This window comes from Cryobacterium ruanii (assembly GCF_004404055.1).
GTDB classification, from domain to species: Bacteria; Actinomycetota; Actinomycetes; order Actinomycetales; family Microbacteriaceae; genus Cryobacterium; species Cryobacterium ruanii.
In genome coordinates, this window is record NZ_SOHK01000015.1 from 284,469 (window position 1) to 307,746 (window position 23,278).

General features: G+C 64.3%; 21 protein-coding genes. 13 read left to right on the plus strand and 8 right to left on the minus strand.

What is annotated here, in order from left to right; translation table 11 throughout:
• Nucleotides 1–215: 215 nt before the first annotated feature.
• Nucleotides 216–1,787, plus strand: a complete 1,572-nt coding sequence (locus E3T47_RS10935; protein WP_134556087.1) for a maltokinase N-terminal cap-like domain-containing protein — start codon at nt 216–218, stop codon at nt 1,785–1,787.
• A 171-nt stretch (nt 1,788–1,958) separates the two neighbouring features.
• Nucleotides 1,959–3,869, plus strand: a complete 1,911-nt coding sequence (gene legP, locus E3T47_RS10940) for a Dot/Icm T4SS effector Zinc-dependent metalloprotease LegP (RefSeq protein ID WP_134556088.1) — start codon at nt 1,959–1,961, stop codon at nt 3,867–3,869.
• Here the strand turns inward: legP and E3T47_RS10945 are convergent.
• Both E3T47_RS10945 and E3T47_RS10955 read right to left on the minus strand, forming a co-directional pair.
• Nucleotides 3,840–4,370 carry a hypothetical protein gene (locus tag E3T47_RS10945; RefSeq protein WP_134556089.1) on the minus strand — a complete coding sequence of 177 codons (531 nt, stop codon included), beginning with the start codon at nt 4,368–4,370 and terminating at the stop codon, nt 3,840–3,842. The genes legP and E3T47_RS10945 overlap by 30 nt on opposite strands.
• Before the next feature lie 500 nt (nt 4,371–4,870).
• Entirely contained in the window at nt 4,871–5,626 is a 756-nt protein-coding gene (locus tag E3T47_RS10955) for a FadR/GntR family transcriptional regulator (protein WP_134556218.1), read from the minus strand.
• A 114-nt stretch (nt 5,627–5,740) separates the two neighbouring features.
• On the opposite strand from E3T47_RS10955, the gene E3T47_RS10960 reads away from it, so the two are divergent.
• From E3T47_RS10960 to E3T47_RS15920, 5 genes are all read left to right on the plus strand, one after another.
• On the plus strand, nt 5,741–6,658 hold the full coding sequence (locus tag E3T47_RS10960) for a carbon-nitrogen hydrolase family protein (protein ID WP_134556090.1): 918 nt from the start codon (nt 5,741–5,743) through the stop codon (nt 6,656–6,658).
• A gap of 1 nt (nt 6,659) precedes the next feature.
• Nucleotides 6,660–8,024: an APC family permease gene (locus E3T47_RS10965; protein ID WP_134556091.1), complete on the plus strand. Its 1,365-nt coding sequence runs from the start codon at nt 6,660–6,662 to the stop codon at nt 8,022–8,024.
• Between the two features lie 48 nt (nt 8,025–8,072).
• Nucleotides 8,073–8,243 carry a hypothetical protein gene (locus tag E3T47_RS15915; RefSeq protein ID WP_166805696.1) on the plus strand — a complete coding sequence of 57 codons (171 nt, stop codon included), beginning with the start codon at nt 8,073–8,075 and terminating at the stop codon, nt 8,241–8,243.
• A 191-nt stretch (nt 8,244–8,434) separates the two neighbouring features.
• Nucleotides 8,435–10,273 carry an HNH endonuclease signature motif containing protein gene (locus E3T47_RS10970; protein ID WP_134556092.1) on the plus strand — a complete coding sequence of 613 codons (1,839 nt, stop codon included), beginning with the start codon at nt 8,435–8,437 and terminating at the stop codon, nt 10,271–10,273.
• A gap of 36 nt (nt 10,274–10,309) precedes the next feature.
• A complete protein-coding gene (locus tag E3T47_RS15920) occupies nt 10,310–10,471 on the plus strand; it encodes a hypothetical protein (protein ID WP_166805697.1) in 162 nt (53 codons plus the stop codon).
• A gap of 64 nt (nt 10,472–10,535) precedes the next feature.
• Here the strand turns inward: E3T47_RS15920 and ku are convergent, their stop codons facing one another.
• Complete coding sequence (gene ku, locus E3T47_RS10975) at nt 10,536–11,363, minus strand: non-homologous end joining protein Ku (RefSeq protein WP_134556093.1); 828 nt, start codon at nt 11,361–11,363, stop codon at nt 10,536–10,538.
• Between the two features lie 71 nt (nt 11,364–11,434).
• Here ku and ligD (E3T47_RS10980) point away from each other — a divergent pair, with 71 nt between their 5' ends.
• A complete protein-coding gene (gene ligD / locus E3T47_RS10980; protein WP_134556094.1) occupies nt 11,435–14,077 on the plus strand; it encodes a non-homologous end-joining DNA ligase in 2,643 nt (880 codons plus the stop codon).
• Nucleotides 14,078–14,396: 319 nt separating this feature from the next.
• Here the strand turns inward: ligD (E3T47_RS10980) and E3T47_RS10985 are convergent, their stop codons facing one another.
• Nucleotides 14,397–15,200: a DUF1206 domain-containing protein gene (locus tag E3T47_RS10985; RefSeq protein ID WP_134556219.1), complete on the minus strand. Its 804-nt coding sequence runs from the start codon at nt 15,198–15,200 to the stop codon at nt 14,397–14,399.
• A gap of 85 nt (nt 15,201–15,285) precedes the next feature.
• On the minus strand, nt 15,286–15,741 hold the full coding sequence (locus tag E3T47_RS10990; protein ID WP_134556095.1) for a VOC family protein: 456 nt from the start codon (nt 15,739–15,741) through the stop codon (nt 15,286–15,288).
• Nucleotides 15,742–15,864: 123 nt separating this feature from the next.
• Between E3T47_RS10990 and E3T47_RS10995 the strand changes: the two genes are divergently transcribed.
• The gene (locus tag E3T47_RS10995) at nt 15,865–16,191 is read left to right on the plus strand and encodes a hypothetical protein (RefSeq protein ID WP_134556096.1); all 327 of its coding nucleotides are present in this window, start codon (nt 15,865–15,867) and stop codon (nt 16,189–16,191) included.
• A 42-nt stretch (nt 16,192–16,233) separates the two neighbouring features.
• Nucleotides 16,234–17,235 carry a glutathione S-transferase family protein gene (locus E3T47_RS11000; RefSeq protein ID WP_134556097.1) on the plus strand — a complete coding sequence of 334 codons (1,002 nt, stop codon included), beginning with the start codon at nt 16,234–16,236 and terminating at the stop codon, nt 17,233–17,235.
• 10 nt (nt 17,236–17,245) lie between these two features.
• Here E3T47_RS11000 and ligD (E3T47_RS11005) read toward each other — a convergent pair whose 3' ends face one another.
• On the minus strand, nt 17,246–18,268 hold the full coding sequence (ligD, locus tag E3T47_RS11005) for a non-homologous end-joining DNA ligase (protein ID WP_134556098.1): 1,023 nt from the start codon (nt 18,266–18,268) through the stop codon (nt 17,246–17,248).
• 56 nt (nt 18,269–18,324) lie between these two features.
• Complete coding sequence (locus tag E3T47_RS11010; RefSeq protein WP_134556099.1) at nt 18,325–19,158, minus strand: aldo/keto reductase; 834 nt, start codon at nt 19,156–19,158, stop codon at nt 18,325–18,327.
• Nucleotides 19,159–19,628: 470 nt separating this feature from the next.
• Here E3T47_RS11010 and E3T47_RS11015 point away from each other — a divergent pair, with 470 nt between their 5' ends.
• Nucleotides 19,629–20,117 (plus strand): DUF427 domain-containing protein, encoded by a 489-nt coding sequence (locus E3T47_RS11015; RefSeq protein ID WP_134556100.1) that lies wholly within the window; start codon nt 19,629–19,631, stop codon nt 20,115–20,117.
• A gap of 98 nt (nt 20,118–20,215) precedes the next feature.
• Complete coding sequence (locus tag E3T47_RS11020; RefSeq protein ID WP_134556101.1) at nt 20,216–20,533, plus strand: DUF6457 domain-containing protein; 318 nt, start codon at nt 20,216–20,218, stop codon at nt 20,531–20,533.
• Nucleotides 20,534–20,542: 9 nt separating this feature from the next.
• Here the strand turns inward: E3T47_RS11020 and E3T47_RS11025 are convergent, their stop codons facing one another.
• Nucleotides 20,543–22,834 carry an FdhF/YdeP family oxidoreductase gene (locus E3T47_RS11025; RefSeq protein ID WP_134556102.1) on the minus strand — a complete coding sequence of 764 codons (2,292 nt, stop codon included), beginning with the start codon at nt 22,832–22,834 and terminating at the stop codon, nt 20,543–20,545.
• Between the two features lie 162 nt (nt 22,835–22,996).
• Here E3T47_RS11025 and E3T47_RS15925 point away from each other — a divergent pair, with 162 nt between their 5' ends.
• Nucleotides 22,997–23,161, plus strand: coding sequence for a hypothetical protein (locus E3T47_RS15925; RefSeq protein WP_166805698.1), 165 nt, complete (start codon nt 22,997–22,999; stop codon nt 23,159–23,161).
• The last annotated feature ends 117 nt before the right edge of the window (nt 23,162–23,278 follow it).

Genomic DNA, 23,278 nt, shown 5'->3' on the forward strand with positions numbered 1-23,278 from the left:
GATGAGTTTAAGCGGTGCATGAACAGTGCGGCCCAGATCAACCAGTCTGTCAATTGTTTACAATTCTAACTCAGGTCTAAAGGAAAATCGTCTGATTCTGTGATTCCAATTGGGGAGTGGTGGCGGGCGGGCTGCCGTGAGTGGTCGATGGTTGCGACAGTGCTCCCCCGAATTCGCACGGCGCGCAATGCGGGTGAGGAGGCTACGCTGGCGGCATGATCGATGGAGACCGCGCCCAGAATGCCGACCAGCCCGCTGATCCGAACCGCCCAGCTTCCGACCGAAGCTTGAATCCCGACCTCGCCCCTAGGCATCGGGGCACCCCGCTCCCCAGCTACGTCAACGCCTGGGTCGCGACCCAGCGCTGGTTCGGCAGCAAGGGGAACGTTCCCGCGCTGCGCAGCATCGGGTATTTCGTCCTCGACTGCGCCCAGCCGGGAGTCACCATCCGTGTGGATTTCGTGCTCGACACGGCGAGCCTCCATCTCACGCTGTACCAGTTGCCGACCACCGAACGCACCGAGGAATTGCCTGGCGCCGAAAACGCCCTGATCACCGTGCGTCACCCCGGGTCGGTCCAAGCGCGCTACATCTACGACGCAGCCTACGATCCCGCCTTCGCTGCCGCGTTGCTCGCGTTCATGGAACGGCAGGGCGTGTCCGCATCGACCAGGCCGTCGGTGACCGACCGCTCGGTCGCGAGCGCGCGCGGCGAGGACCTGCGACCGCGCTCCACTGACCCGTCCTCCGGTTCGACCGTGACGACGGAGATGTTGGTCGCATCGACTCGCGTCCTCAGCGGTGAGCAATCCAATACCTCGATCATCGTGGAACGTACCGATGCCACCGGCAACCCAACGACGCCGATCATCTGTAAGATTTTTCGCATCATCCATGCCGGTGAGAATCCGGATGTGGCGGTGCAGGCCGCGCTCGCCAGTGCCGGATCACGTCGGATCCCCCTGCCGTTCGGCGCTGTCCTCGGCCAGTGGGACGACCCAGCCGAACCCGGCAGCCGTGCCGTCGGCCATCTCGCTTTCGCCCAGGAGTTCTTGCCCGACGCCCCGGATGCCTGGCGGACCGCTTTGGTCGCTGCGGCATCCGGGAGCGACTTCACCGGCCCGGCCTTTCGGCTGGGGCAGGCCACGGCTGATGTGCACCACGACCTCGCCCGCACCCTGCCAACTCTCGACGCGACCCCCGCGGTCATCGCTGAGGAAATGGCGAAGATGCGCCTGCGCGGCGGTCAGGCCCTGAGTGAAGTTCACGCCTTGGCACGGCATCGCGACGCGATCGAGGCGGTTTTTTCCCGCGCGGAGACCGCGGTCTGGCCGAGGCTTCAGCGTATCCATGGCGATTTTCACCTCGGCCAGGTTCTCGATGTGCAGGGCCGCGGCTGGGTGCTTCTCGACTTCGAGGGGGAACCGCTGCGCACCCTGCGCGAGCGCACCCACCCCGATATTCCGTTACGCGATGTCGCCGGTATGCTGCGGTCCTTCTCCTACGTGGCTGGGGCGATGACGGTGACGGATGCATCAAGACCGGGCGCTTCAGCCCCTGTTACGTCAGCCCAGACCCTGCCCGCTGTTCTCGAGTGGGCTGCGGCCTGCCGGGGCGCCTTCCTCAGCGGCTACGCGGAACGTTCCGGCATCAAACTCGCCGAGCAGAGTGCACTGCTCGATGCGTTCGAACTCGACAAGGCTCTCTACGAAGCGGTCTACGAGATACGCAACCGCCCGACCTGGCTGCCGATCCCCCTCGCCGCGGTCGAACGACTGGTTGGCTGAGCCAGACCTGGGTTGACCTGAACTGAACCGGGCCGGGCTGACCGAACCGGCAACGAGTAACGCTCCGATAACGCCCGGCGGCGTAGCGTCACCGCCAGCGGGCGCAGTTCCAATCCCTCAGCACCCATTCCGGCCCGGCGAGTGGAAAAAAAGTACATAAGGAGCAGTTCCATGGCAGAAAACAATTCGGACTCTGGCGGGGACCAGAAGTTCACCAGCGAGGGTGAATTTCAGGCGGGCGAGTCGGCCTCTGGCATAATCTCCGGCGTCACCTTCGGGCCGACGGAAGTGGTCTATTACAAGGTCAATAATCTGGCTGTCTTCGAGGGTGACATCGTGCTGGGCACTGTCGCCGAGATGGAGCAGACCAAAGATGCGTTGGATCAAGACGACGCCCGAGCGCGGGGCGTCATCATCACCGGCGCTCGCTTTCGCTGGCCCAATGCCCAGGTTCCATTTCGAATCAACGCCGCCCTGCCGAACCAACAGCGCGTGCAGGATGCGATCACTCACTGGGAGGCGCGCACGCCCATCCGCTTCACCGAACGCACGGCCGCCAATGCATCGCAGTTTCCCAATTTCATCGAGTTCAATGATGCGGGCGGATGCTGGTCGATGCTGGGGATGCAGGGGAACGGCAAGCAGACCATCAGTCTGGGTACCGGCTGCAGCACCGGCAACGCCATCCATGAGATCGGCCATGCGGTGGGCCTCTGGCACGAACAAAGCCGCGAAGACCGCAATACCTTCGTGACCATCAACGTGGCCAATATCGAACCCGGCATGGAGAGCCAGTTCGACCAGCACATCGTCGACGGCGATGATGTCGGTGGCTACGACTACGGCTCGATCATGCACTATCCACGCACCGCGTTTTCCAAGAACGGGCAGGAAACGATCACTCCGGTGCAGGCTGGCGCCCAGATCGGCCAGCGCACCGCCCTGTCGGCCGGTGACATCGCCGCGGTCAACTTCATGTACCCGCAGACGGCCCGCAAAAGTTCGAGCCCGGTCGTATCGTGGGGCCCGAACCGCCTCGACGCTTTTGTTCTCGGATCCAACCGCGCGGTGTTCCACAAGTGGTTCAGCGGAGCCTGGGGTCCGTCGCTCACCGGGTACGAGAACATGGGCGGCATCGCCGAGAGTACGCCGCAGGCCGTGGCGTGGGGCCCGAACCGGCTCGACCTGTTCGTCACCGGAACCGACAGCGCGCTCTACCACAAGTGGTGGAACGGCAGCGCCTGGGGGCCGTCGGTGACCGGCTACGAGTACTTGGGCGGTGTCATTCTCGGTGACCCGCGCTTGGTGACGTGGGGCCCGAACCGCCTCGACGTCTTCGTCGTCGGCAGTGACCACGGGCTCTATCACAAGTGGTTCAACGGCACGTGGGGCCCCTCAGTCACCGGCTACGAGAACATGGGGGGCATCGTCGTCGGCCAGCCCGAAGTCGTCTCCTGGGGTGCGAACCGGCTCGACGTCTTCGTGATCGGCACCGACCGGGCGCTCTATCACAAGTGGTGGAACGGTTCAGCCTGGGGCCCGTCCCACACCGGTTACGAACGGCTCGGCGGGGTCTGCACCTCGTCGCCTCACGTGGTCTCCTGGGGGCCGAACCGGCTCGATGTCTTCGTCACGGGCACGGATGGCGCGCTGTACCACAAGTGGTGGAACGGCTCGGCCTGGGGCCCGTCGGTGAACGATTTCGAACGGCTCGGCGGTATCGTCGTTGGCGAACCGGAGGCCGTGTCGTGGGGGCCGAACCGGCTCGACCTGTTTGTGATCGGCACCGACAGTGCGCTGTACCACAAGTGGTTTGACGGCAACGCCTGGGGTCCGTCGGTTCTCGGTTACGAGAACATGGGCGGCATCGTGACCTCGCAGCCGCGCGTGGTCTCGTGGTCGTCGGGCCGGCTCGATGTGTTCCTGACGGGTACCAACAGTGCGCTGTTCCACAAGTGGTTCAACGGGGCAGCGTGGGGTCCGTCGCTCACCAGCTACGAGAGCCTCGGCGGCGTGATCACCTCGTTTGATGAGGCGGAGGTGCGTGCCGGTTCAGACGCGCTGAACCGGGATACGGACTGACACCGCACCTAGCAAACCCGGGTCCGGCAGCACCGGGTGCGACTGAGTAGAGACGAAGTCCCCCTTGGTGATGTCGGGCCGCCCGGTCGGGTCGAGCACACTTGTGGCCCGGGAAAGCTCCCGGGCCTCGGGGTGCGCCCCCAGCTCGCGCGAATCGGGCTCGTGGCGCACTTTCTCGACATTGGGGTCACCCACGCTTAGGCCCGGTCGCACGTGCACGCGCACGTTCAAGCGACGCGGCGCGGCGAGCATTCCGGTCGGCACCGCCACCTCGAAGGGCACACCGTTGTCGGGCTGCCCACCCCGCAATGAAGCGACGCGTGCAGACGCGGGAATCTCGAAACAGGACGTGCCGACGATGGCGCTCGGGGCATCCGCTTTCGACACGTCTTCGACCAACACTGTGACCGTGAACGAAGCCTGCGGCCGCTGGTCGGGCGCGAAGTCGATGACGCCGCGCACGGTAGCGGTCTCGCCCTGGGCCCTGGTCCCTTCGATCATGCCGCTCAGGATACCCCCGCCGCGGCGCTCCGCCCTGACCTCAACGGCGGCACCGCGACGAGCAGTGCGGGCACCGCCTGGATACCTCCACCGACAGTTACCCCGAGTGGGGTACCGACCGGCGCCTGGTACTGCTGGACTCGGCATTTGCCGGGTCGGCTGCACCCGCGGGTCGAGGTGCAGCACCTCATCCGGCTGCCGCGCACCGGTGCCGTGCTCTTCCTGGTGCGCAGCTAACTCGTCTCGCTCACCGAAATTGCGACTATTCCCGCCTGGCAGCAACAATTGGGCCAGGTATTAGCCGACCTTCCGGCAGACATGGCCGAGTACAAGGGCATCGATCGATACCGGGGCGCGGCATCGTCGTCTCCCCTCACGCGGGCTGCTGCAATGCAGCAACGTGCTGATTCAGCTCGCGCGTTTTCTGCACATCAATGTGAGCACGTACCTGCTCGCGCAGCGACACCACTGAAGCGCACGGCTGACCCGACCAGAATCGTTCAGGAGCGCGGGTCGCCGGCGGTCAGGCCGACGAACATGGAGTCGTGCAGCACCGACACGTGCTGCTTGATAACAGCCACGGCCGCCACCGGGTCGTGCTCGCGCAGGGTCGCCACCAGGCGGGCATGCTCACGGTTGACGCCGTGCAGGTAGTCCACCGGGTAGGGCAGAAAATACCGATACAGCGCGTGCAGTGCGGCCGCATACTGCGGTAACGCCCAGTCCAGTCCGCTCGATGCGGCCACATTGAGGTGAAATTGCGCATCGGCCGCATGGTAGTCACTCCACCCCCGCGCGGCCGCCGCCTGGGCCACGCACGCGTCGAGCCGGTCGAGCTGCACGGCCGTGATGTTCAACGCCGCATGATGTACGAGCGCGCATTCGAGCAGCACCCGCTCATCGATGAGCCGGTGCACGGTTGCGGCATCGGCCAGATAGGCGGTGATCGACGCGACCGAAGCGGATGCCCCCGGCTCGGCCACAAAGGTTCCCCCGTTTCGTCCGCGCTTGCGGAACAGCACACCCTCATCGGCGAGGCCCTTCAGCGCCCGGCGAGCCGTGATCTCGCTGACCCCGAGAGCGGCGGCCACATCATGATCGGACGGCAGCTGCTCCCCCACGACCATAAGCCCGAGTTCGATGGCGAGGGCGATGCGGGCGCGCACGGTGTCCGTGGCACTCAGCCGGGTAATACCCGACACCGCAGGGTTGGCGAGGGCGGTCACCGCTTCCCTGATGTCCCTTGCATCAACCATCACGCGCCTACAGTAGCTGCCCGGCCCGCAATACAGCCACGGACTGGACGAAAGCGTTCATTATGATCTAATTTATGTGTTGCAGACACGGTTGTCCAGATCGAAGGAGTCACCATGCCACGCTCAGTGCGCATTATTGCCGTCCAGGCAGCGCCACACGCCCTCGGAGCTCCGCTGGCCGATTTCGCCGCCGAGGTACACGCCGTAGTCAGAGCCGACCCGAACACACAGTTCGTGGTGTTTCCCGAGCTGCACCTCTTCGGCAGTGAAACCGAACCACCCCTGAGTCTGGAAGAGCGGAATGACCGGCTGCGGGCATCCGCCGTGCCGCTGGATGGTGAGCTGGTCACGGGACTCGGGGCGATCGCCCGCGCGGCGGGCGTCTGGTTGCTGCCGGGAAGCATCTGCGAGCGCGGACCCGACGGCAAGCTCTTCAATACTGCCGTGGTGTTCTCCCCGACGGGCGAGCTCGTGGCGAGCTATCGCAAGATTTTCCCCTGGCGACCCTTCGAGCCCTACGAACCCGGCGATCGTTTCGTTGTGTTCGACGCCCCGGGCATCGGCCGGTTCGGGTTGTCGATCTGCTACGACGCCTGGTTTCCCGAGGTGACGCGGCACCTCGCCTGGATGGGCGCCGAAGTCGTGCTCAACATCGTCAAGACCACGACCCCGGACCGCGCCCAGGAAGTCGTGCTCGCCCAGGCCAATTCCATCGTCAATCAGACCTTCACCGTGAGCGTGAACTGCGCCGGACCGCTCGGCGAGGGCCGCAGCCTCATCGTCGACCCGGAAGGGGCCATCTTGGCTGAATCCGCCGGCGCCGCCGCGGTTGCGCTCGCCTACACTCTCGATCTCGACCAGGTCATTCGGGTGCGCGAGCTGGGCACGGCCGGAACCAATCGCATGTGGGAGCAGTTTCTGCCGACCGACGCCGCCCTCGACCTGCCGCTCTACGCCGGACGCATCGATCCACATCGCTGGACTCCTCAACCCGCCCCCACTCTCGCTACTTCCCTGGAAACGGATTCCTGACATGACCGGCACCCCCGCCCTCGCGCGCACCCTCGGCCTGCGCTCCCTCGTTTTATTCGGCCTGGCCTACATGACGCCACTGATCGTGCTCGGAATCTTCGGCGTCGTCGCCGAAACGACCGGGGGTGCGAGCGGCTCGGCTTACCTCGTCGCTCTCGTGGCGATGCTGTTCACCGCATCCAGCTACGGTCGAATGGCGGCCGCCTACCCGGTGGCCGGCTCCGCTTACACGTATGTGCGACGCACCGTCGACTCGAAGGTGGGTTTTCTGGTCGGCTGGGCGGTGCTTCTCGACTACCTCTTTCTGCCCATGGTGATCTGGCTCATCGGTGCCGCCTACCTCGAAGCCCAATTTCCCGGAGTACCGGCCTGGGTCTGGATCATCGGCTTCGTCGTAATCACGACCCTGCTTAATATTCTCGGCATCAAGGTGGCCGACAAAGCCAATTTTCTGCTCATGGCCTTTCAGGTGCTCGTCATCGGTGCTTTCGTGGCGCTGTCGATAGCTTCGATCGTCGCCAGCCAGGGCGCCGGCGGTCTGATCGACGCGTCGCCGTTCGCGAACCCCACCTCCACCTTCGCAGGCATCACCGCCGGTGCGGCGATCGCCGCCTACTCCTTCCTCGGTTTTGACGCCGTCACGACCTTCACCGAGGAGACCATCAACCCGCGCAAGACCGTGCCGCGGGCCATCCTGCTGGTCGCGATCATCGGCGGCGCCATCTTCGTGCTGGTTTCCTACACGACCCAGCTGGTGCGCCCGGGCGGAGTCTTCACCGACTCGTCCTCGGCCGCGTTCGACATCGCCATGCAAATCGGCGGCAACGTGTTCGGCGCGCTTTTCCTAGCCGGCCTCGTCATAGCTCAATTCGCCTCCGGCCTCGCCGCCCAGGCCGCAGCTTCACGCCTGCTGTTCGCCATGGGCCGCGACGGCGTGCTGCCGCGCCGCGTCTTCGGCGCGGTCAGCAAGCGTTTTCGCTCGCCGGTATTTAACCTCGTCCTCATCGGCGTGGTCGGTTTCATTGCGATCTTCCTCGACGTCGCCACGTCGACCTCATTCATCAACTTCGGCGCCTTCGTGGCGTTCACGATGGTCAATGTGGCCGTTATCTTCTACTTCGTGCGCCAACGCCGCGAGGGCAACCATCTCAATCCCGTGTTCTATTTCGTCGCTCCACTGATCGGCGGCTTGATCACGCTCTATCTGCTCACCCGCCTCGATGCGAACGCCATCGTGCTCGGCCTGACCTGGCTCGCGGTCGGCGTCATCATACTCGGCGCACTCACGCGCGGCTTTCGCCGGAATCCTCCCGGAATGGACTACGTCGAAGTGGATGACGCTGCTCTCGTCAACGAGACCCGCTGACAGCGTTCAGGCTGACGAGTCAGGCGTGATCGGCACGCGGGAAGCAGGGTGAGCGTGAGAGTCAGCCTGCTCTCCGGTCCCGCCGGTCTGGTGCTCGCCGAGCTCGGCCTGGTGCCAGTTTTGGTCACCGTCGACAACGAGCCAGATCTGGTACATCAGGCGCGCCAGCGCAACGCGGCCCTCGATCACCGGTGCCACACGGTTCAGTCGCGCGCGTAGTGAATGCTCGCGCCACGCACCCACGGGACGCAACACTGTCGATTTCAATGCGCGGCTCGGCAGGACCGCCATCGATCAACAAGGGCCGGTCTCGAAATCGCGACGTCCAGTGCGAATGCATCTTCGCACAGAAGGCTCGATACATCTGAGAATCCCTCGACTTGAGCGGTTGAGTTTGGTACACTTGTACTATGAGCCAAAGCGGCGACACCCCCCATCAGCAGGGCGTTGCCGATCATCTTTCAGACGTGCTGCCCGTGAGCGAAACCGCGTATTGGTCGTTCTCGGACGAGGACCGTGCGTTGGTGGATGCGTTCCTGCTGCAGTGCTGGTCCGACTGGCAGGCAGACGACGCCGCCGCCGCGAAAGCCGCCGCGGACTCCGTCGCGGAGTTCGCGAGCGTCCCGCAGTTCGTTGACGGTCCGACGATCCCGGCGGGCCTCGACCTGACCGAGGTGTTCGCGGCGGTGCCGCCCGAGCACCTGTTCGATGAGGACCTCTGCGAGGAATTCCTCTACGCCGAGTACATCGCTCGCGGACTCCACGCTGACCGGTCCGATGCTGATTCGTCCGACGCTGACCCGTCCGACGCTGCTACCGCTGATTTGGCCAGCGCTAGCCTGGCGCACGGCAGCCCGGCGCGCGGCGATCCGCCCGCGCTGGACCCACTCGCTGGCCTGAGTCCGTTTCAACGGCGGCAGGCGCAGTTCGTTGACCGCGTTCTCTACTTCGAGAAGGTCATCGCCTGGGCCCAGGCGAGCAAGGCCGAGGTCCTCACCGAGGCATGGGACTACACCACCAACACCGCCGAAACCGGTCGGCCCCTGGCCGGGCCACAACATGAACACGACTGGGACGCCACCTTCGCCGCCCAGCAAGGGCTGGTGGCGGAGATGGCGTGCGCGCTGCGCATCCCGGCCGGCACCGCCTCGGGCCTCCTCCACGAGAGCCGGGTGCTGGTCGAGTCACGACCCCAGACCCTTGAGTCGCTCCGTTCCGGGGAGATCTCCCTGCGGCATGCACGGCGGGTACTCGACCAGCTCGACTCTGTGCCGCAGCCCGCGCGGGCCGAGCTGGAGGCGGTGTTGCTGCCGCACGCCAAACGGCTCACTCCGGCCCAGTTCGACGGCAAGGCCCGCAAACTGCGTGAACGCTTCCACCCCGACAGCATCACCGTGCGTCGCGCGAAATGCCTGGCCGACCGCCGGGTCACGCTCTACCCCGACAAGGACGGCATGTCCACGCTCTGGCTGCGCGCCGCGAGCGACGACCTCCAGGGCATCTACACCCGCGTTACCGACGCCGCCCTCAGCCTGCAAGGCCCCGACGAACCCCGCACCCTCAGCCAACTCCGCGCCGACGTCACCACCGATCTCCTCGCCCAAGGCGTCACCAACAGCGGCCTCGGGGCCGGCCCCGGTGCTTATTTCACGGCTGCCGCCAACGTCAACGTGACCGTTCCGGTACTCACTCTCATGGGAAAGAGCGAGGAACCCGGCGAACTCGAAGGCTACGGACCCATCGACCCCGAGACCGCCCGCCGCCTCGCCGGCACCGCGACAAGTTTCCTGCGCATCCTCACCCACCCTCACACCGGCATCGTCCTGGGCGTCAGCAGCACCCCCTTCCGGGTGCCGGCCGCGCTGAAAAAATACCTGCGCCTACGTGATGGAACCTGCCGCTTCCCCGGCTGCAACCGCTCCGCCGGCCACAGCGACCTCGACCACACCCGCGACAAACAATTCGGCGGGCCCACCACCGCCAACAACCTTCACTTCCTCTGCCCGGTCCACCACAACCTCAAGCACTACAGCGCCTGGACCGTCATCGCCGACCCCGATGGCACCCTCAACTGGACCAGTCCCGCCGGCAAACACTACGCCACCGACCCCGCCACCCGCATCAGCCCACGACCACCACAAATCAGCCCACCAGCTGAGCCACCACCCTCAGCCGAACCACCGCCACCCCTGAACGACCCCTGGACCTCCGACTGGAACACCACCGACCGCCACCCCCACCCGTTCTAGCGCAACGAAGTCATACTTCGGTGCGAGAAATCTTGAGTGGAGAGTAAAGCATCCGCTTTGCCGGTCGTCCGTCGCATATCGGCCATCGGAGCAGCCGGCCTGAGTGTGCTGATCGTTCTGGCTGTGCTGATCGTTCTGGCGGTGCTGCTGACGACGATTGTGCTCGTGATCCAAGGTGTCCTCGTGGCACGGGGTTGAGAAGTTGGCAGCGCATGAACACGGGCGTACCTCCCCGCACTTGCCACCCGACGGGCTGGACAGGTCAGGAGGCCGTTCGCGACTGCTTCGTCTTGGGTTTGGTTCGGTCACGGTTGGCCTCAACGCTGCGTCGCAGGGCTTCCATGAGGTCGAGCACCTCGCCGCCCTCACCCTCCTCCGCCGCCTCGCCGAACGTCGCCTCGGTCGACACGGCAGCGCCGCTTTTCAGCTTGGCTTCGATGAGGGCGCGCAGTTCGTCTTGATAATCGTCGTTGAAGGCATCCGGTGCGAAATCGGCCGCGAACGACTCGACCAACGCCGCGGACATGTCTAGTTCTTTGGCGCTGATGTTCACCCGCTCGTCGAGGGAAGCGAATTTGGCCTCGCGCACCTCGTCGTCCCAGAGCAGGGACTGCAGCATGAGCACGTCTCCGTGCACACGCAGCGCGCCAAGCCGGGTCTTCTGCCGCAGCGCGAAGTGCACGATCGCGGTGCGATCGGTGGCTTCGAGGGTGCGCCGCAGCAACACGTAGGCCTTGGTAGATTTACCGTCGGGTTCAAGAAAGTAACTCTTGTCGAGCATGATCGGATCGATCTGGTCGCTGGGCACGAACTCGACCACATCGATCTCCTTGCTGTGCTCGGCCGGCAGCGCGGCGAAGTCGTCCGCGGTGAGCACAACGGTCTGCTCGCCGTCTTCGAAGGCCTTGTCGATGTGGTCGTAGGGAACGACCTTGGCACAGATTTCACAACGACGTTGATAGCGGATGCGGCCCCCATCGACATCGTGCACCTGGTGCAGTGCGACGTCATGGTCTTCGGTGGCGCTGTACACCTTGACGGGAACATTGACGAGTCCGAAGGTGATCGCACCGGTCCAGATGCTTCTCATACGATCAGTACACACCCGAATGAGACATTTTTCGCCTAGTAGACCCATGGTTTTTGCGGCACAGTTGTCGCATGAACGCCAGCAGCCAGGTCGTCTCCATCGAAGGACACCGCATCACGCTCACCCACCTCGACAAGGTGCTGTACCCGGAGACCGGCACCACCAAGGCCGATGTGCTGGCCTACTACGCGGCAATCGCCGAGGTACTGATTCCACACGCAATGAACCGCCCCGCCACCCGCAAACGATGGGTGCACGGCATCGGTACGAAAGAGAACCCCGGGCCGATGTTTTTTCAGAAAAATCTCGAACCGTCGACGCCGAGCTGGGTCAAGCGGCACGAGATCGCACACAAGGACCACGTGAACACCTATCCGATGGTGAACGACCTCGCCACCCTCACTTGGCTCGGGCAGATGAGCGCCCTCGAAATCCATGTGCCGCAGTGGCAGTTCGGCCGCACCGGCACCCCGCGCAATCCCGATCGGCTGGTGCTCGACCTCGACCCGGGTGAGGGCGTGGGATTGCTCGAGTGCGCCGAGGTGGCGCGGCTGGCCCGGTTGATTCTGCAGGACATGAGGCTGCAACCGATGCCGGTGACCAGCGGGAGCAGAGGCATCCACTTGTATGCTGCCCTCGACCTGTCCTATACCTCCGATCAGGTGTCGGCCGTGGCGCACGAACTGGCGCGGGCGCTCGAAACCGACCACCGCGACCTCGTGGTGAGCGACATGAAGAAGAGCGTGCGTCCCGGCAAGGTGTTCGTCGACTGGAGCCAGAACAACGCCGCAAAGACCACGATCGCGCCGTATTCCCTACGCGGGCGCAGCCATCCGATGGTCGCGACCCCCCGCACCTGGAAGGAGCTGGCGTCGGCCGACCTTGAGCAACTCGACTACAAGCAGGTGCTCGCCCGCCTGAAGCGGCGGGAGGATCCGCTCGCGCTGCTCACAGCGGATTCATTCGAGCACGCTGGGCGCGACGCGGGCGTGGCGAACGGAAGCTCAGCCCCGGCGCTCGTCTCGCCGGATCGGCTGACGGTGTACCGCAGCAAACGGGACGCCAACAAGACGCCCGAGCCGGTGCTGGCCGCGACGGCCACGGCATCCGCTGGTATGTCGTTCGTCATTCAGGAGCATCACGCCCGCGGCCTGCACTGGGATTTCCGGCTCGAACACGACGGGGTGCTCGTGTCGTGGGCGCTGCCCCGCGGCGTGCCCGTCACGCCCGCGCAGAACCGACTCGCGGTGCACGTGGAGGATCATCCCCTCGAGTACGGCAGTTTCGAGGGAAATATTCCAGTCGGAGAATATGGCGCGGGAGACGTGTCCATCTGGGACCGCGGGGTGTACGAACTCGAAAAGTGGCGTGACGACGAGGTGATCGTGACCCTGCACGGTGAAGCAGACGCCGGGCTCGGCGGCACCGCCCGGTTCGCCCTGATTCGCACGAGCGACAGCCACAGCCACAGCAGCACGGCCGCGAACAATTGGCTGATTCACCGCATGAAGCCCGGCGGCGGGGCATCCGGTGGCTCACGCACGAATGCCCGCCCCTCCAGCGGCCCCGCAGCCAGGATCGCGCCTCCACCATCGAAGAACGCGTACTCCCCCATGCTCGCCGCGGCCGGCTCCGAAGCCGATCTCGGAGCCGATGAGTGGGCGTTCGAAATGAAATGGGACGGCATGCGCGCGCTCGCTTACCTCTCGCTGTCCGAGCAGAGCGTTCGCCTGGTCACCCGCAACGGGCACGACGTGACTGCGTCCTACCCCGACCTCGTGGCCGACCTGCTCTCCGCACTGGCACCGGGAACAGGGCCACCAGAAACGGAAGGCGTGGCACTGGACGTCACAGTGCTCGAAGGCGCCGTGCCGGACGGCGCAGTGCTCGAAGGCGCAGTGCTGGACGGCGCAGTGCTCGAAGGCGCCGTGCTGGACGGCGCAGTGCTCGAAGGCGCCGTGCTGGACGGCGCAGTGCTGGACGGCGAGATCGTGGCCGTCGACAAACGCGGTCGCCCCGACTTCGGCCTGCTGCAGACGCGGATGAATTTGACCGAGGCCCGTTCGCGCGTCTCGGCTGCCAGGAAGGCTCCGGTGCAGTTCATGCTCTTCGACGTGCTCGAACTGAACGGCCGCCCACTTACCAGTTTCACCTACAACGCCCGCCGCGATTGCCTGGAGGCCGCGGTGACCGCTACGGGCTCCACCCAGGTACCGCCACGTTTTCACGGCGACTTCAACGAGGCTTTCCAGACCAGCCGCCAGCTTGGACTGGAAGGTGTCATGGCCAAACGGCAGAATGGCCGCTACACGGTCGGTCGCCGTTCCAGGGACTGGATGAAGATCAAGCATTTTCGCACCCAGGAAGTCGTGGTGGGCGGCTGGCGACCAGGCCACGGCAACCGGTCCGGCGCAATCGGGTCGCTGCTGCTCGGTGTTCCAACCGAAGGGGGCTTGCGCTACGTCGGCCGGGTCGGCACCGGGTTCGGGGAACGCGACCTGGCCGACATCCGCTCACGGCTTACCCGGCTCGTGCGCAAGACCACTCCGTTCAGCGACATCCCGTCAACAGATGCTCACGGCGCGGTCTGGACGCGCCCCACCCTCGTCGCCGAGGTCGAGTTCGCCGAGTGGACCGCGACCGGTCGGCTGCGCCAGCCGTCCTGGCGGGGCTGGCGGCCCGATAAAGCACCGGGCGATATATCCTCCGAATGACGCGAGCACGACCTACCATTGCTCCATGTCGAGTGATCGGCATCCGAAGGCCTCAGCGACACCACTTGCGAAACGCATCAATCGCAGATGCGCGATATCCGGTCTGGAACGGTGTCGCGCACCCGCTACCGAAAATTTTGTCGTCGACCTGCTGCAGGCGGAACGGTCGACGACCCTGACGCTGATCATGATCGGTCTGGCCACCCACCGATTGAGCTGATGCTGTTCGGCGCCGACCACTGCCCTCGCCTCACCTTCGATCTCGCTCGTCGTGCTCGAAGGGATGATCGCCTGGGATACCCGTCATGCGTCCCGCGGATTACAACCGGGCGCGGCGGGCGCGAACGAAGCAGTACAGGCCGTAAGCGATCAGGCCGATGCCGATCAGGATCAGGGCGATGGTTCCGAACGGCAGGGCGGCGAGCGCCTTGAGCGCCCCGTCAAGCCCGGTGGATTTGCTGGCATCGTTGGTGAGCGCGGCGACACCGACGAGGACCCCGACCACGGCGAGCGCGATGCCCTTGGCCACGTAACCGACGACACCGAGGGCGATGACCGTGCGTCCAGCCGATCCGCTCGGCACGGCGAGGTCTGACCGGAACTTCTGAGCTGCCCCCTTGTAGATGAAGTAGGCGGCGATACCGAGCACGGCCACACCACCCAGAAACAGCACGATGACGCCGCCGGGCGAAGACAGCAGCGACGAACTGGCGTTCTGGGTGCTGTCGGCCGAACTGGACGAACCGCCCCGAGCGAAGATCAATGCCGTGGCGCCGATAGCGAAGTAGACGATGGCTTTAGCAATGTTGGCCAGACGACGCGACCATTTGCGCTCGGGCTCGCCCTGGATCACGAATGCGGAGACGAGCAGCCACAGTCCCAGTGCGAACATGCCGACCACGACGATCCAGAGTAGAAACACCCCGCCTGGGCTCGAGCCCAGCTGGGCGAGCGCTCCGCTCTGATCGGCAGAGCCGCTGCTCGCACCGATCGCCACGGCGATCGCGATCGACCCGATGAGGATGTGCAGCAGCCCGTTGACGGCGAACCCTAATCGTGCCAGCCGTTGCAGTGCCGAACTGTTGCTCGCGTTGCGAGCAATGTGTGTCGCCGATGCCTTCATCACGGGCTCAGCATAGGTGCACACACCGTCGCGCGCAGAAACTTTTCGCAGACGGTGTACCGACAAGTCACCGGGTGACGTCGTCTCAAAATGCTGCCTCACCGGAATCGGAGGCAGCCGCGGACTCGGGAGCAGCGCCGGCGATGTTGACCATCCAATTCGTGCCGAATTTGTCGACCAGCATGCCGAAGCTGTCGCCCCAGGGCGCTTTGTTAAGCGGCATCGTGACGGCGCCGCCCGCGACCAGCTTGTCCCAGTAGCCGGTCAGTTCGGCCTCATCCTCACCGCTGAGGGAGACTGTGACGCTGCTGCTCGTAGGGAGTTCCATGCTGTTGGGCGTGTCGGAAGCCATCAGCGAGAATCCGCTCGCTGTCGTCAGCTCCGAGTGCATGATCTTGTTCTGCTCGGCCGGATCTTCGCTTGCCTGGTACTCACCGAACGTGCTGCGGGTGACCTCGCCACCAAAGACGCTCTGGTAAAAGTCCATTGCTTCGCGGGCGGTGTCGCGAAAGCCGAGGTACGGGTTGAGACGACTGCTCATGATTGGTTCTCCGTCTTGTTGGTCGGGGATGCTCCTGTGATTATTACCCGGACCAGTCGTCAGCACGTGTCGCTGGCACCATATGCAGCCGGCGGGACACGGGGCTGCGGGTACAGTGTGGGCATGAAGCTGATTGCCATCGACCCACCCACCCGCAGCTTTTCGCGCTGGCTGACCGACGAAGAAATCGGTCGGGTGATCGGCCATAAACGCGGCTGGCGGCAGGCGCCAGACGGCAGCGTGCTGGCTGGCAAGATTCGCAAGACCCGCATCAGCGCTTCTCTCGAGCAACTCGGTGCCGCCGCCGTCGCACGCGGCTGGGCCAGCCGGCCGCGCGTCGAGCCGAGCGACAGCAGCGGCCCGACGCACATGATGTGGGGCATCATCGATGCCCGCACCGATGCCGAGCTCACGGCCGAACTGGGCAGCGAGCTGGGTGGCGAGGCTTAGGTCTACCGTGCCGGTTCGGTGCAAGTCGCGTAGCGTGGACGCATGAGCCTCCAACCCAGTTACATCAAGCCCGGCCTGGACTTCAACCGCGACACCAACTACATCGAGGACCGCATCACCCGGGATGGCCGCGATGGCTGGCCCGTGGAACCGGGCCGCTACCGGCTGGTCGCCGCCCGCGCCTGCCCGTGGGCGAACCGCACCACGATCGTGCGTCGTCTTCTGGGCCTAGAGGGTGCCATCTCGCTCGGCCTGCCCGGCCCAACCCACGACAAGAACAGCTGGACTTTCGACCTGGACCGGGACGGGCTCGACCCGGTGCTCGGCATCGAACGCCTGCAGCAGGCCTTCTTCGCCCGTTTTCCCGACTATCCGCGCGGCATCACCGTGCCGGCGATCGTCGATGTGCCGACCGGCAAGGTCGTCACCAACAATTACCCGCAGATCACCCTGGATTTCTCGACCGAGTGGACGGCGCACCACCGAGCCGGCGCCCCCGACCTCTATCCCGAAGGCCTGCGCGCCGAGATCGACGAGGTGGCGAACCTGATCTTCCACGACGTGAACAACGGCGTCTACAAGTGCGGCTTCGCCGGCAGCCAAAAATCCTACGAGCGGGCCTACGACGCCCTGTTCGCCCGGCTGGACTGGCTCGAAGAGCGTCTGGCCGGGCAGCGATATCTCGTGGGCGACACGATCACCGAGGCAGACATCCGCTTGTTCACCACCCTCGCCCGCTTTGACGCGGTCTATCACGGGCATTTCAAGTGCAATCGAAACAAGCTCAGCGAGATGCCGGTGCTGTGGGCTTACGCCCGCGACCTGTTCCAGACGCCTGGTTTCGGTGACACGATCGATTTCGACCAGATCAAGAAGCATTACTACGTGACCCATGTGGACATCAATCCCAGTGGCATCGTGCCGAAGGGACCTGATACTGCCGCCTGGCTGGCACCGCACTCTCGCGCCGAGCTCGGCGGCCGCCCGTTCGGTACCGGTACTCCACCCGACGCGCCACTGCCCGCCGAGCGGATCGTGAACTAGTCGCTTCGGGCTACTCGACCTTACGAGCGCGGCTCGGCTGTACCCGCGGCGGCTCCCCCGGCATCTTGGGAAAGTCCGGCGGAAACGGTAGCTCGCCGAGGCCGTCGGCCAGATCGCGTTCCCACCACGAATAGAGAGTGTCGATCGAGCCGGGCTGGTCGTGCATGGCGGCCCACGGGTCGCCCTGCTCCCGCAGACGGGTCGGCACGGTGAGAATCGTGAACGCATGCGGGTCGGCCTGGGCGAGGTCGCTCCATTCCAACGGGCACGACACCGGCGCGTTCGCCAACGGCCGTGGGCTGTAGGCGCCGGCCATGGTGCGGTCACGGTTGGCTTGGTTGTAGTCGATGAAGATGCGCGCGCCGCGCTCTTCCTTCCACCAATTTGAGGTCACCTGGGCGGGCATCCGTCGTTCCAGCTCGCGCGCCGCGGCAATGACCGCGTGCCGCACGTCGAGAAATTCGCGGGTCGGCTTGATCGGTGCGAACACGTGCAGGCCACGATTTCCCGATGTCTTCACAAACGCGGTCAACCCGGCCTCGGCCAGCAGGCTCTTCAGTTCGAAGGCGACGGGAATGGTGTCGGCGAAGTCCGTGCCCGGCTGCGGATCGAGATCGATGCGCAGTTCGTCGGGGTTATCCGAGAGTTCGGCCCTGGACGGCCACGGGTGGAACACGATCGTGTTCATCTGCACGGCCCACACCGCGGCGGCCGGTTCATCGATCACGAGCTGCGGATGCGTGCGCCCACTCGGGTAGACCACGGGAACGGCCCGTATATAGTCGGGCGCGCCCTTTGGCGGGTTCTTCGAGAAGAACTGCTCACCGTCGATGCCGTTGCTGAAGCGTTGCAGCGACAGTGGACGGTCACCGTTGGCCCGCACGAACGCCTCGCCCACCTCCATGAGGAAGTGGGCGAGGTCGAGTTTGGTGATTCCGGGATCGGGCCAGAGCACCCGGCTCGGGCTAGACAGGCGCACATCGCGCGGGCCATGCGGGCCAGCAACCGTCAGAACCACCGCATCAGAGATCATGCGCACACTGTAGCCAATTTTTTCAGCGCCAGCCCTTAGCCGTCGCTGACCGGAGGCTAAGGGATGTAGTTGAACTCTTCGGGGTTCGGGCCCGTGCGCTCGTCGCGGTTCAGGGCAGTGATCGCCGCAATATCCGCTTCGGTGAGAACGAAGTCGAAGAGGGCGAAGTTTTCGTCGACTCGGCTGCGGGTAACCGACTTCGGGAAGACGATGTCACCCCGCTGCACGTGCCAGCGCAGAGTGACCTGAGCGGCGGTCTTACCGACGCGGCCGGCGATTGCCAGGATCACCGGGTCGGAAAGAACTGCTCCCTGCGCGAGCGGCGACCAGGCCTCGGTTGCAATGCCGTGCGCGGAATTGAACGCACGCAACGAATCTTGCGTGAGGTACGGATGGACCTCGATCTGGTTGACGGCCGGCACGGTGTCGGTCTCGTCGAACAAACGCTGCAGGTGCTCTCGCTGAAAGTTGCTCACGCCAATGGTGCGAACGCGGCCGGATCGCTGCATTTCTTCCATGGCCTTCCACGTCTCGACGAAGTCTCCAACAGCCGGGAGCGGCCAGTGGATAAGGAACAGGTCGAGGTAATCGAAGCCGAGGGCGTCCAGGGTGCGGTCGAAAGCGTCAAGAGCGTCGGCACGGTCATGGAACCCGTTGTTGAGCTTGCTCGTGACGTAAATCTCAGACCGGTCCAACGCAGACTCTGCGATAGCTTCGCCGACCTCTTTCTCGTTACCGTACATCTCTGCCGTGTCAATGTGCCGATAGCCGGCTTCAAGAGCGGCGAGGGTCGCCGCCTTCGTCGTCTCCGGGGTGACCTGGTAGGTTCCGAAACCGAGCTGCGGAATAGTCGTACCGTTGTTGAGAGTGATGGCGGGAACTGCAGTCATTGGTATATCTCCTGGTTAGAAATGTGCGTGTGACTATATGTGAATAGATTCAGCTTTACACTGACCGTCCTTCGAATGTTTCCGGCCCGCAGTGGAGGCTGGTCGGGGAGGTCGGGGCTGTCATGGTCAACCTGCCTTACTCCTTACTCCTTACTGCGTGCACGTGGAGAAGAAACCACTCACCCCAGAAAGATATTCCGTGTGAACAATGACCGCGTTACGCTCTCGCCCCGCACACATCGGTGACGCTGCAGCGAGCGATGCTGTCCATACGGTAAGAATGAAGCGATTCGTCACCGGTCTCATCTACCGCCTCAGACCTCGCGCGCCCGCTTCAGTTAGGTTAGCCCGGCATGTACGAGGGTGCTAGGCGCGCATACCCAAAACGAATGCCCCAGTCGTGAGCGAAGCGTGATGACCTCGGCGCACGCATGACGCGTCCTCGCAGGTTGCCAACCTAGCATCGGGTCATGAATGAGCGATTGCAACGCGACCCCATCCGCCCCGGCCAGGAATCCGTCTGGGACTATCCGCGCCCGCCCCGCGTCGAACATACCGGGGAACACATAACAATCGAACTCGACGGCGTGACCATCGCCGACACGAAAGATGTCGTGCGAGTGCTCGAGACCAGCCACCCACCGGTGTACTACCTGCCGCGGAGCTCCTTCACGCCAGGGGTGCTTCAACCAGCTGCGGGCCACAGTTACTGCGAATACAAGGGCGCTGCCGGATACCTCTCGGTCGGCTCCCGCGCCCGGTCCGCCTGGTTCTATCCCACACCGACTTCGGGTTACGAATCGTTAGCCGACCGCGTCGCTGTCTATCCGGGGGCGATGGACCGGTGCACGGTCGATGGTGAAACGGTGCGCGCACAAGACGGCGACTTTTACGGCGGCTGGATAACCGCGAACATCGTCGGGCCGTTCAAGGGTGCGCCGGGCACCATGGGCTGGTAGCCCCCGGTTCGACCCAATCTCCTTGCACGGAAATTCCAAGCTTGGGGTAGCCTCGGACCAGCCAAGCATCCGACGTACTCGAAACTGAAGGAGTTGCTGTGACCCACAACGCCGAAGACGAAGAAATTCTCAAGCAGTGGATCCGCCGCCTCAGCCAAGCACTGCAGATCGTGGACCTCGAGGTAGACAACGACCTCATTCTCACCGTCGCCGGTGAAGCCGCTCACGCGGTGAGTCCGACGGCCGCCCCGATCACGACGTTCATGGTCGGCTATGCCGCCGGTCTCGCCGCAACCAACTCGGAGGTAACCTCACGCACGGCCGTTGCGCGGGCTGCGGATGTGGTCATCGCCGTCTGCCAGAAGCCCGAGAATGAACACCCCGACACAACCGGCTGGGTGAACACCGCGCAGTAACGTAAAGATTCAAGCAGCACGCTCCAATCGAATGATGACAGCCTTCGACACCGGTGTGTTGCTGCCGTCGGCGACACTATCGAGCGGCACGAGCACGTTCGCCTCTGGATAGTAGGCGGCGGCGCAACCGCGTGGTGTCGGATACGCAACCAGACGATAGCCGCGCAACACCCGGTCGACGTTGTCGCTGAACTCGCTGTGCACGTCGACCAGGTCGCCATCGGAGAAACCGAGGGTGATCAGATCCTTCTTGTTGATGAAGACCACATGGCGACCCTTCTTAATACCGCGATAGCGGTCATCGAGGCCGTAGATGGTGGTGTTGAACTGGTCGTGACTGCGCAGCGTCTGCAGCACCAGACGCCCCTGCGGTACTTCAAGATACTCAAGGGTGTTCGTGGTCAGCATGGCCTTGCCGATCGGGGTGTTGAAGGTGCGCGAGTCCCGCGGGCCGTTCGGCAACATGAATCCGCCCTCCTGCCGGATGCGTTGGTTATAGTTTTCAAACCCCTCAACCACGTGGGCGACGTGGTCACGGATACGGTCGTAGTCGGCCTCGAATCCGGCCCAGTCGACCGCGACCGAGTCGGCGAGCACGGCGCTGGCCAGTCGCGAAATAATCGCGACCTCCGAGAGCAGGTTCGGTGCGACCGGTTTGAGCTTTCCCCACGACGGGTGCACCGCGCAGACCGTGTCCTCCACGGAAACAAACTGCACCCCACCGGCCTGCTCGTCGATTTCGGTGCGCCCCAGGGTCGGTAGTATCAGAGCCTCCTCGCCGGTCACGGCATGCGATCGGTTCAATTTGGTAGAGATTTGCACGCTCATTTCGGTGCGTTGCATGGCGGCTTCGGCAACGCCGGTGTCGGACATGGCAGAGACGAAGTTGCCACCAAGCCCCATCCACACCTTCAACCTTCCGTCGCGCATCGCACGCACTCCGTCGACGGCATCAACGCCGTGCTCGCGTGGCGGGTCGAAACCGAATTCGGCTTGCAAAGCGTCGAGAAAAGCCGGCGGCATCTGCTCCCAGATGCCCATGGTGCGGTCACCCTGCACGTTGCTGTGGCCGCGAATCGGTGAGGCACCGGCACCGGGCTTGCCGATGTTGCCGCGCAGCAGCAGCAGGTTGATGATTTCCTTGACGATCTCGATGCCTTTTTTTTGTTGCGTCACTCCCATCGCCCAGGTAACGATCACCCGATCAGCGCCCAGGTAGCGTTGCGCCAATTCGTCGATTTGTGCCGCGCGCAAGCCGGTCGCGGCCAACACCATCCGCTCGTCAAGTTGGGACAGATGCTGGCGCAACTCGGTCAGCCCGTGGCAGTGTTCGTCAAGAAAAGCTTGATCGAGGACGGTTCCCGGGGCAGCGGCCTCGGCGTCGAGCACTCGCTTCGAGACAGCCTGCAGCAACGCCATGTCGCCGCCGAGGCGAATTTGCAGAAACTGGTCTGCCATGTCGGTGCCATGGCCAATCACTCCGCGCGCCCGTTGCGGGTTCTTGTAGCGGCGCAGGCCGGCCTCGGGCAGGGGGTTGATCGCGACGATCTGGGCGCCAGCATCTTTGGCTTCTTCGAGCGCGGTGAGCATGCGCGGATGATTGGTACCGGGGTTTTGGCCGATGATGATGATCAGGTCGGATTTCGCAAAGTCGTCGTAGCTGACCGTGCTCTTGCCAATGCCGACGGTCAAGCCCATGGCCCAACCGGTGGATTCATGGCACATATTGGAGCAGTCCGGCAGGTTGTTGGTGCCGTAAGCGCGCGCGAACAGCTGGTAGGCGAATGCGGCCTCGTTGGAGGCGCGGCCACTCGTGTAGAAGGCGGCCTGGTCGGGCGAGTCAAGACCTTTGAGCTTGGCGGCGATCACCCGAATGGCCTCGGGCCAGCTGACCGGGCCGTAGTGGTCGCTGCCGGCCGGCTTGTAGACGGGTTCGACCAGCCGCCCCTGCATGCCGAGCCAGTATTCGCTCTTCTCTCGCAGGTCTGTCAGGGAATGTTCGGCCCAGAAGTTGGTCGGGATGGTGATCGGGGTGGCCTCCCAGGTAACCGCCTTGGCACCGTTCTCGCAGAATTCGAAGGTCTTGCGTTGGCCCGGGTCGGGCCAGGCACAGCTCATGCAGTCGAAACCGTCTTTCTGGTTCATCGCCAATAGGGCGCGCATTCCCCGCAGGGCACCCATCTGGGTGATCGCCGGTTGCAAAGAGTGGAGCACTCCTGGTACGCCGGCGGCCCAGGCTTTGGAGTGCGTGACCTCAATGTCGTCATCGGTGACGTCGTTGATCGGGGGTTCACTGCTCATGCTGCACCGCTCTCCTGGGGTTCCTGCACGCGACTGGTCGGCCACGCACTCGTCGCTGGCACGATACACCGACGCGGGCAGGAGCATCCGTTGGTACCGTAAAAGTTTTTATACCCCTATGGGTATAGTGTGGAGTTACTTCCCCAACGAAAGGCACCCACCATGTGCAGAGCTGTCACCTGCAAGACCTGTCAGAAGACCACCTGGGCCGGGTGCGGCCAGCACGTCGACCAGGTCATGAAGGGCGTGCCGCGAAACCAGCGCTGCGAGGGCCACGTGAAAGAGAAATCCACCGGCGGCTTCTTCGCCCGCCTGCTCAGCCGATAGCCGCAGGCCAGCTTCTGGAAGGTGAGATCCGTCGGGCGGCAGCACCAGAAAGATCGCGCAGGCCAAGGGGCACGGTCGACCTAGAGCGAGCCAGACGCGTGGACGTGCTAATTCATT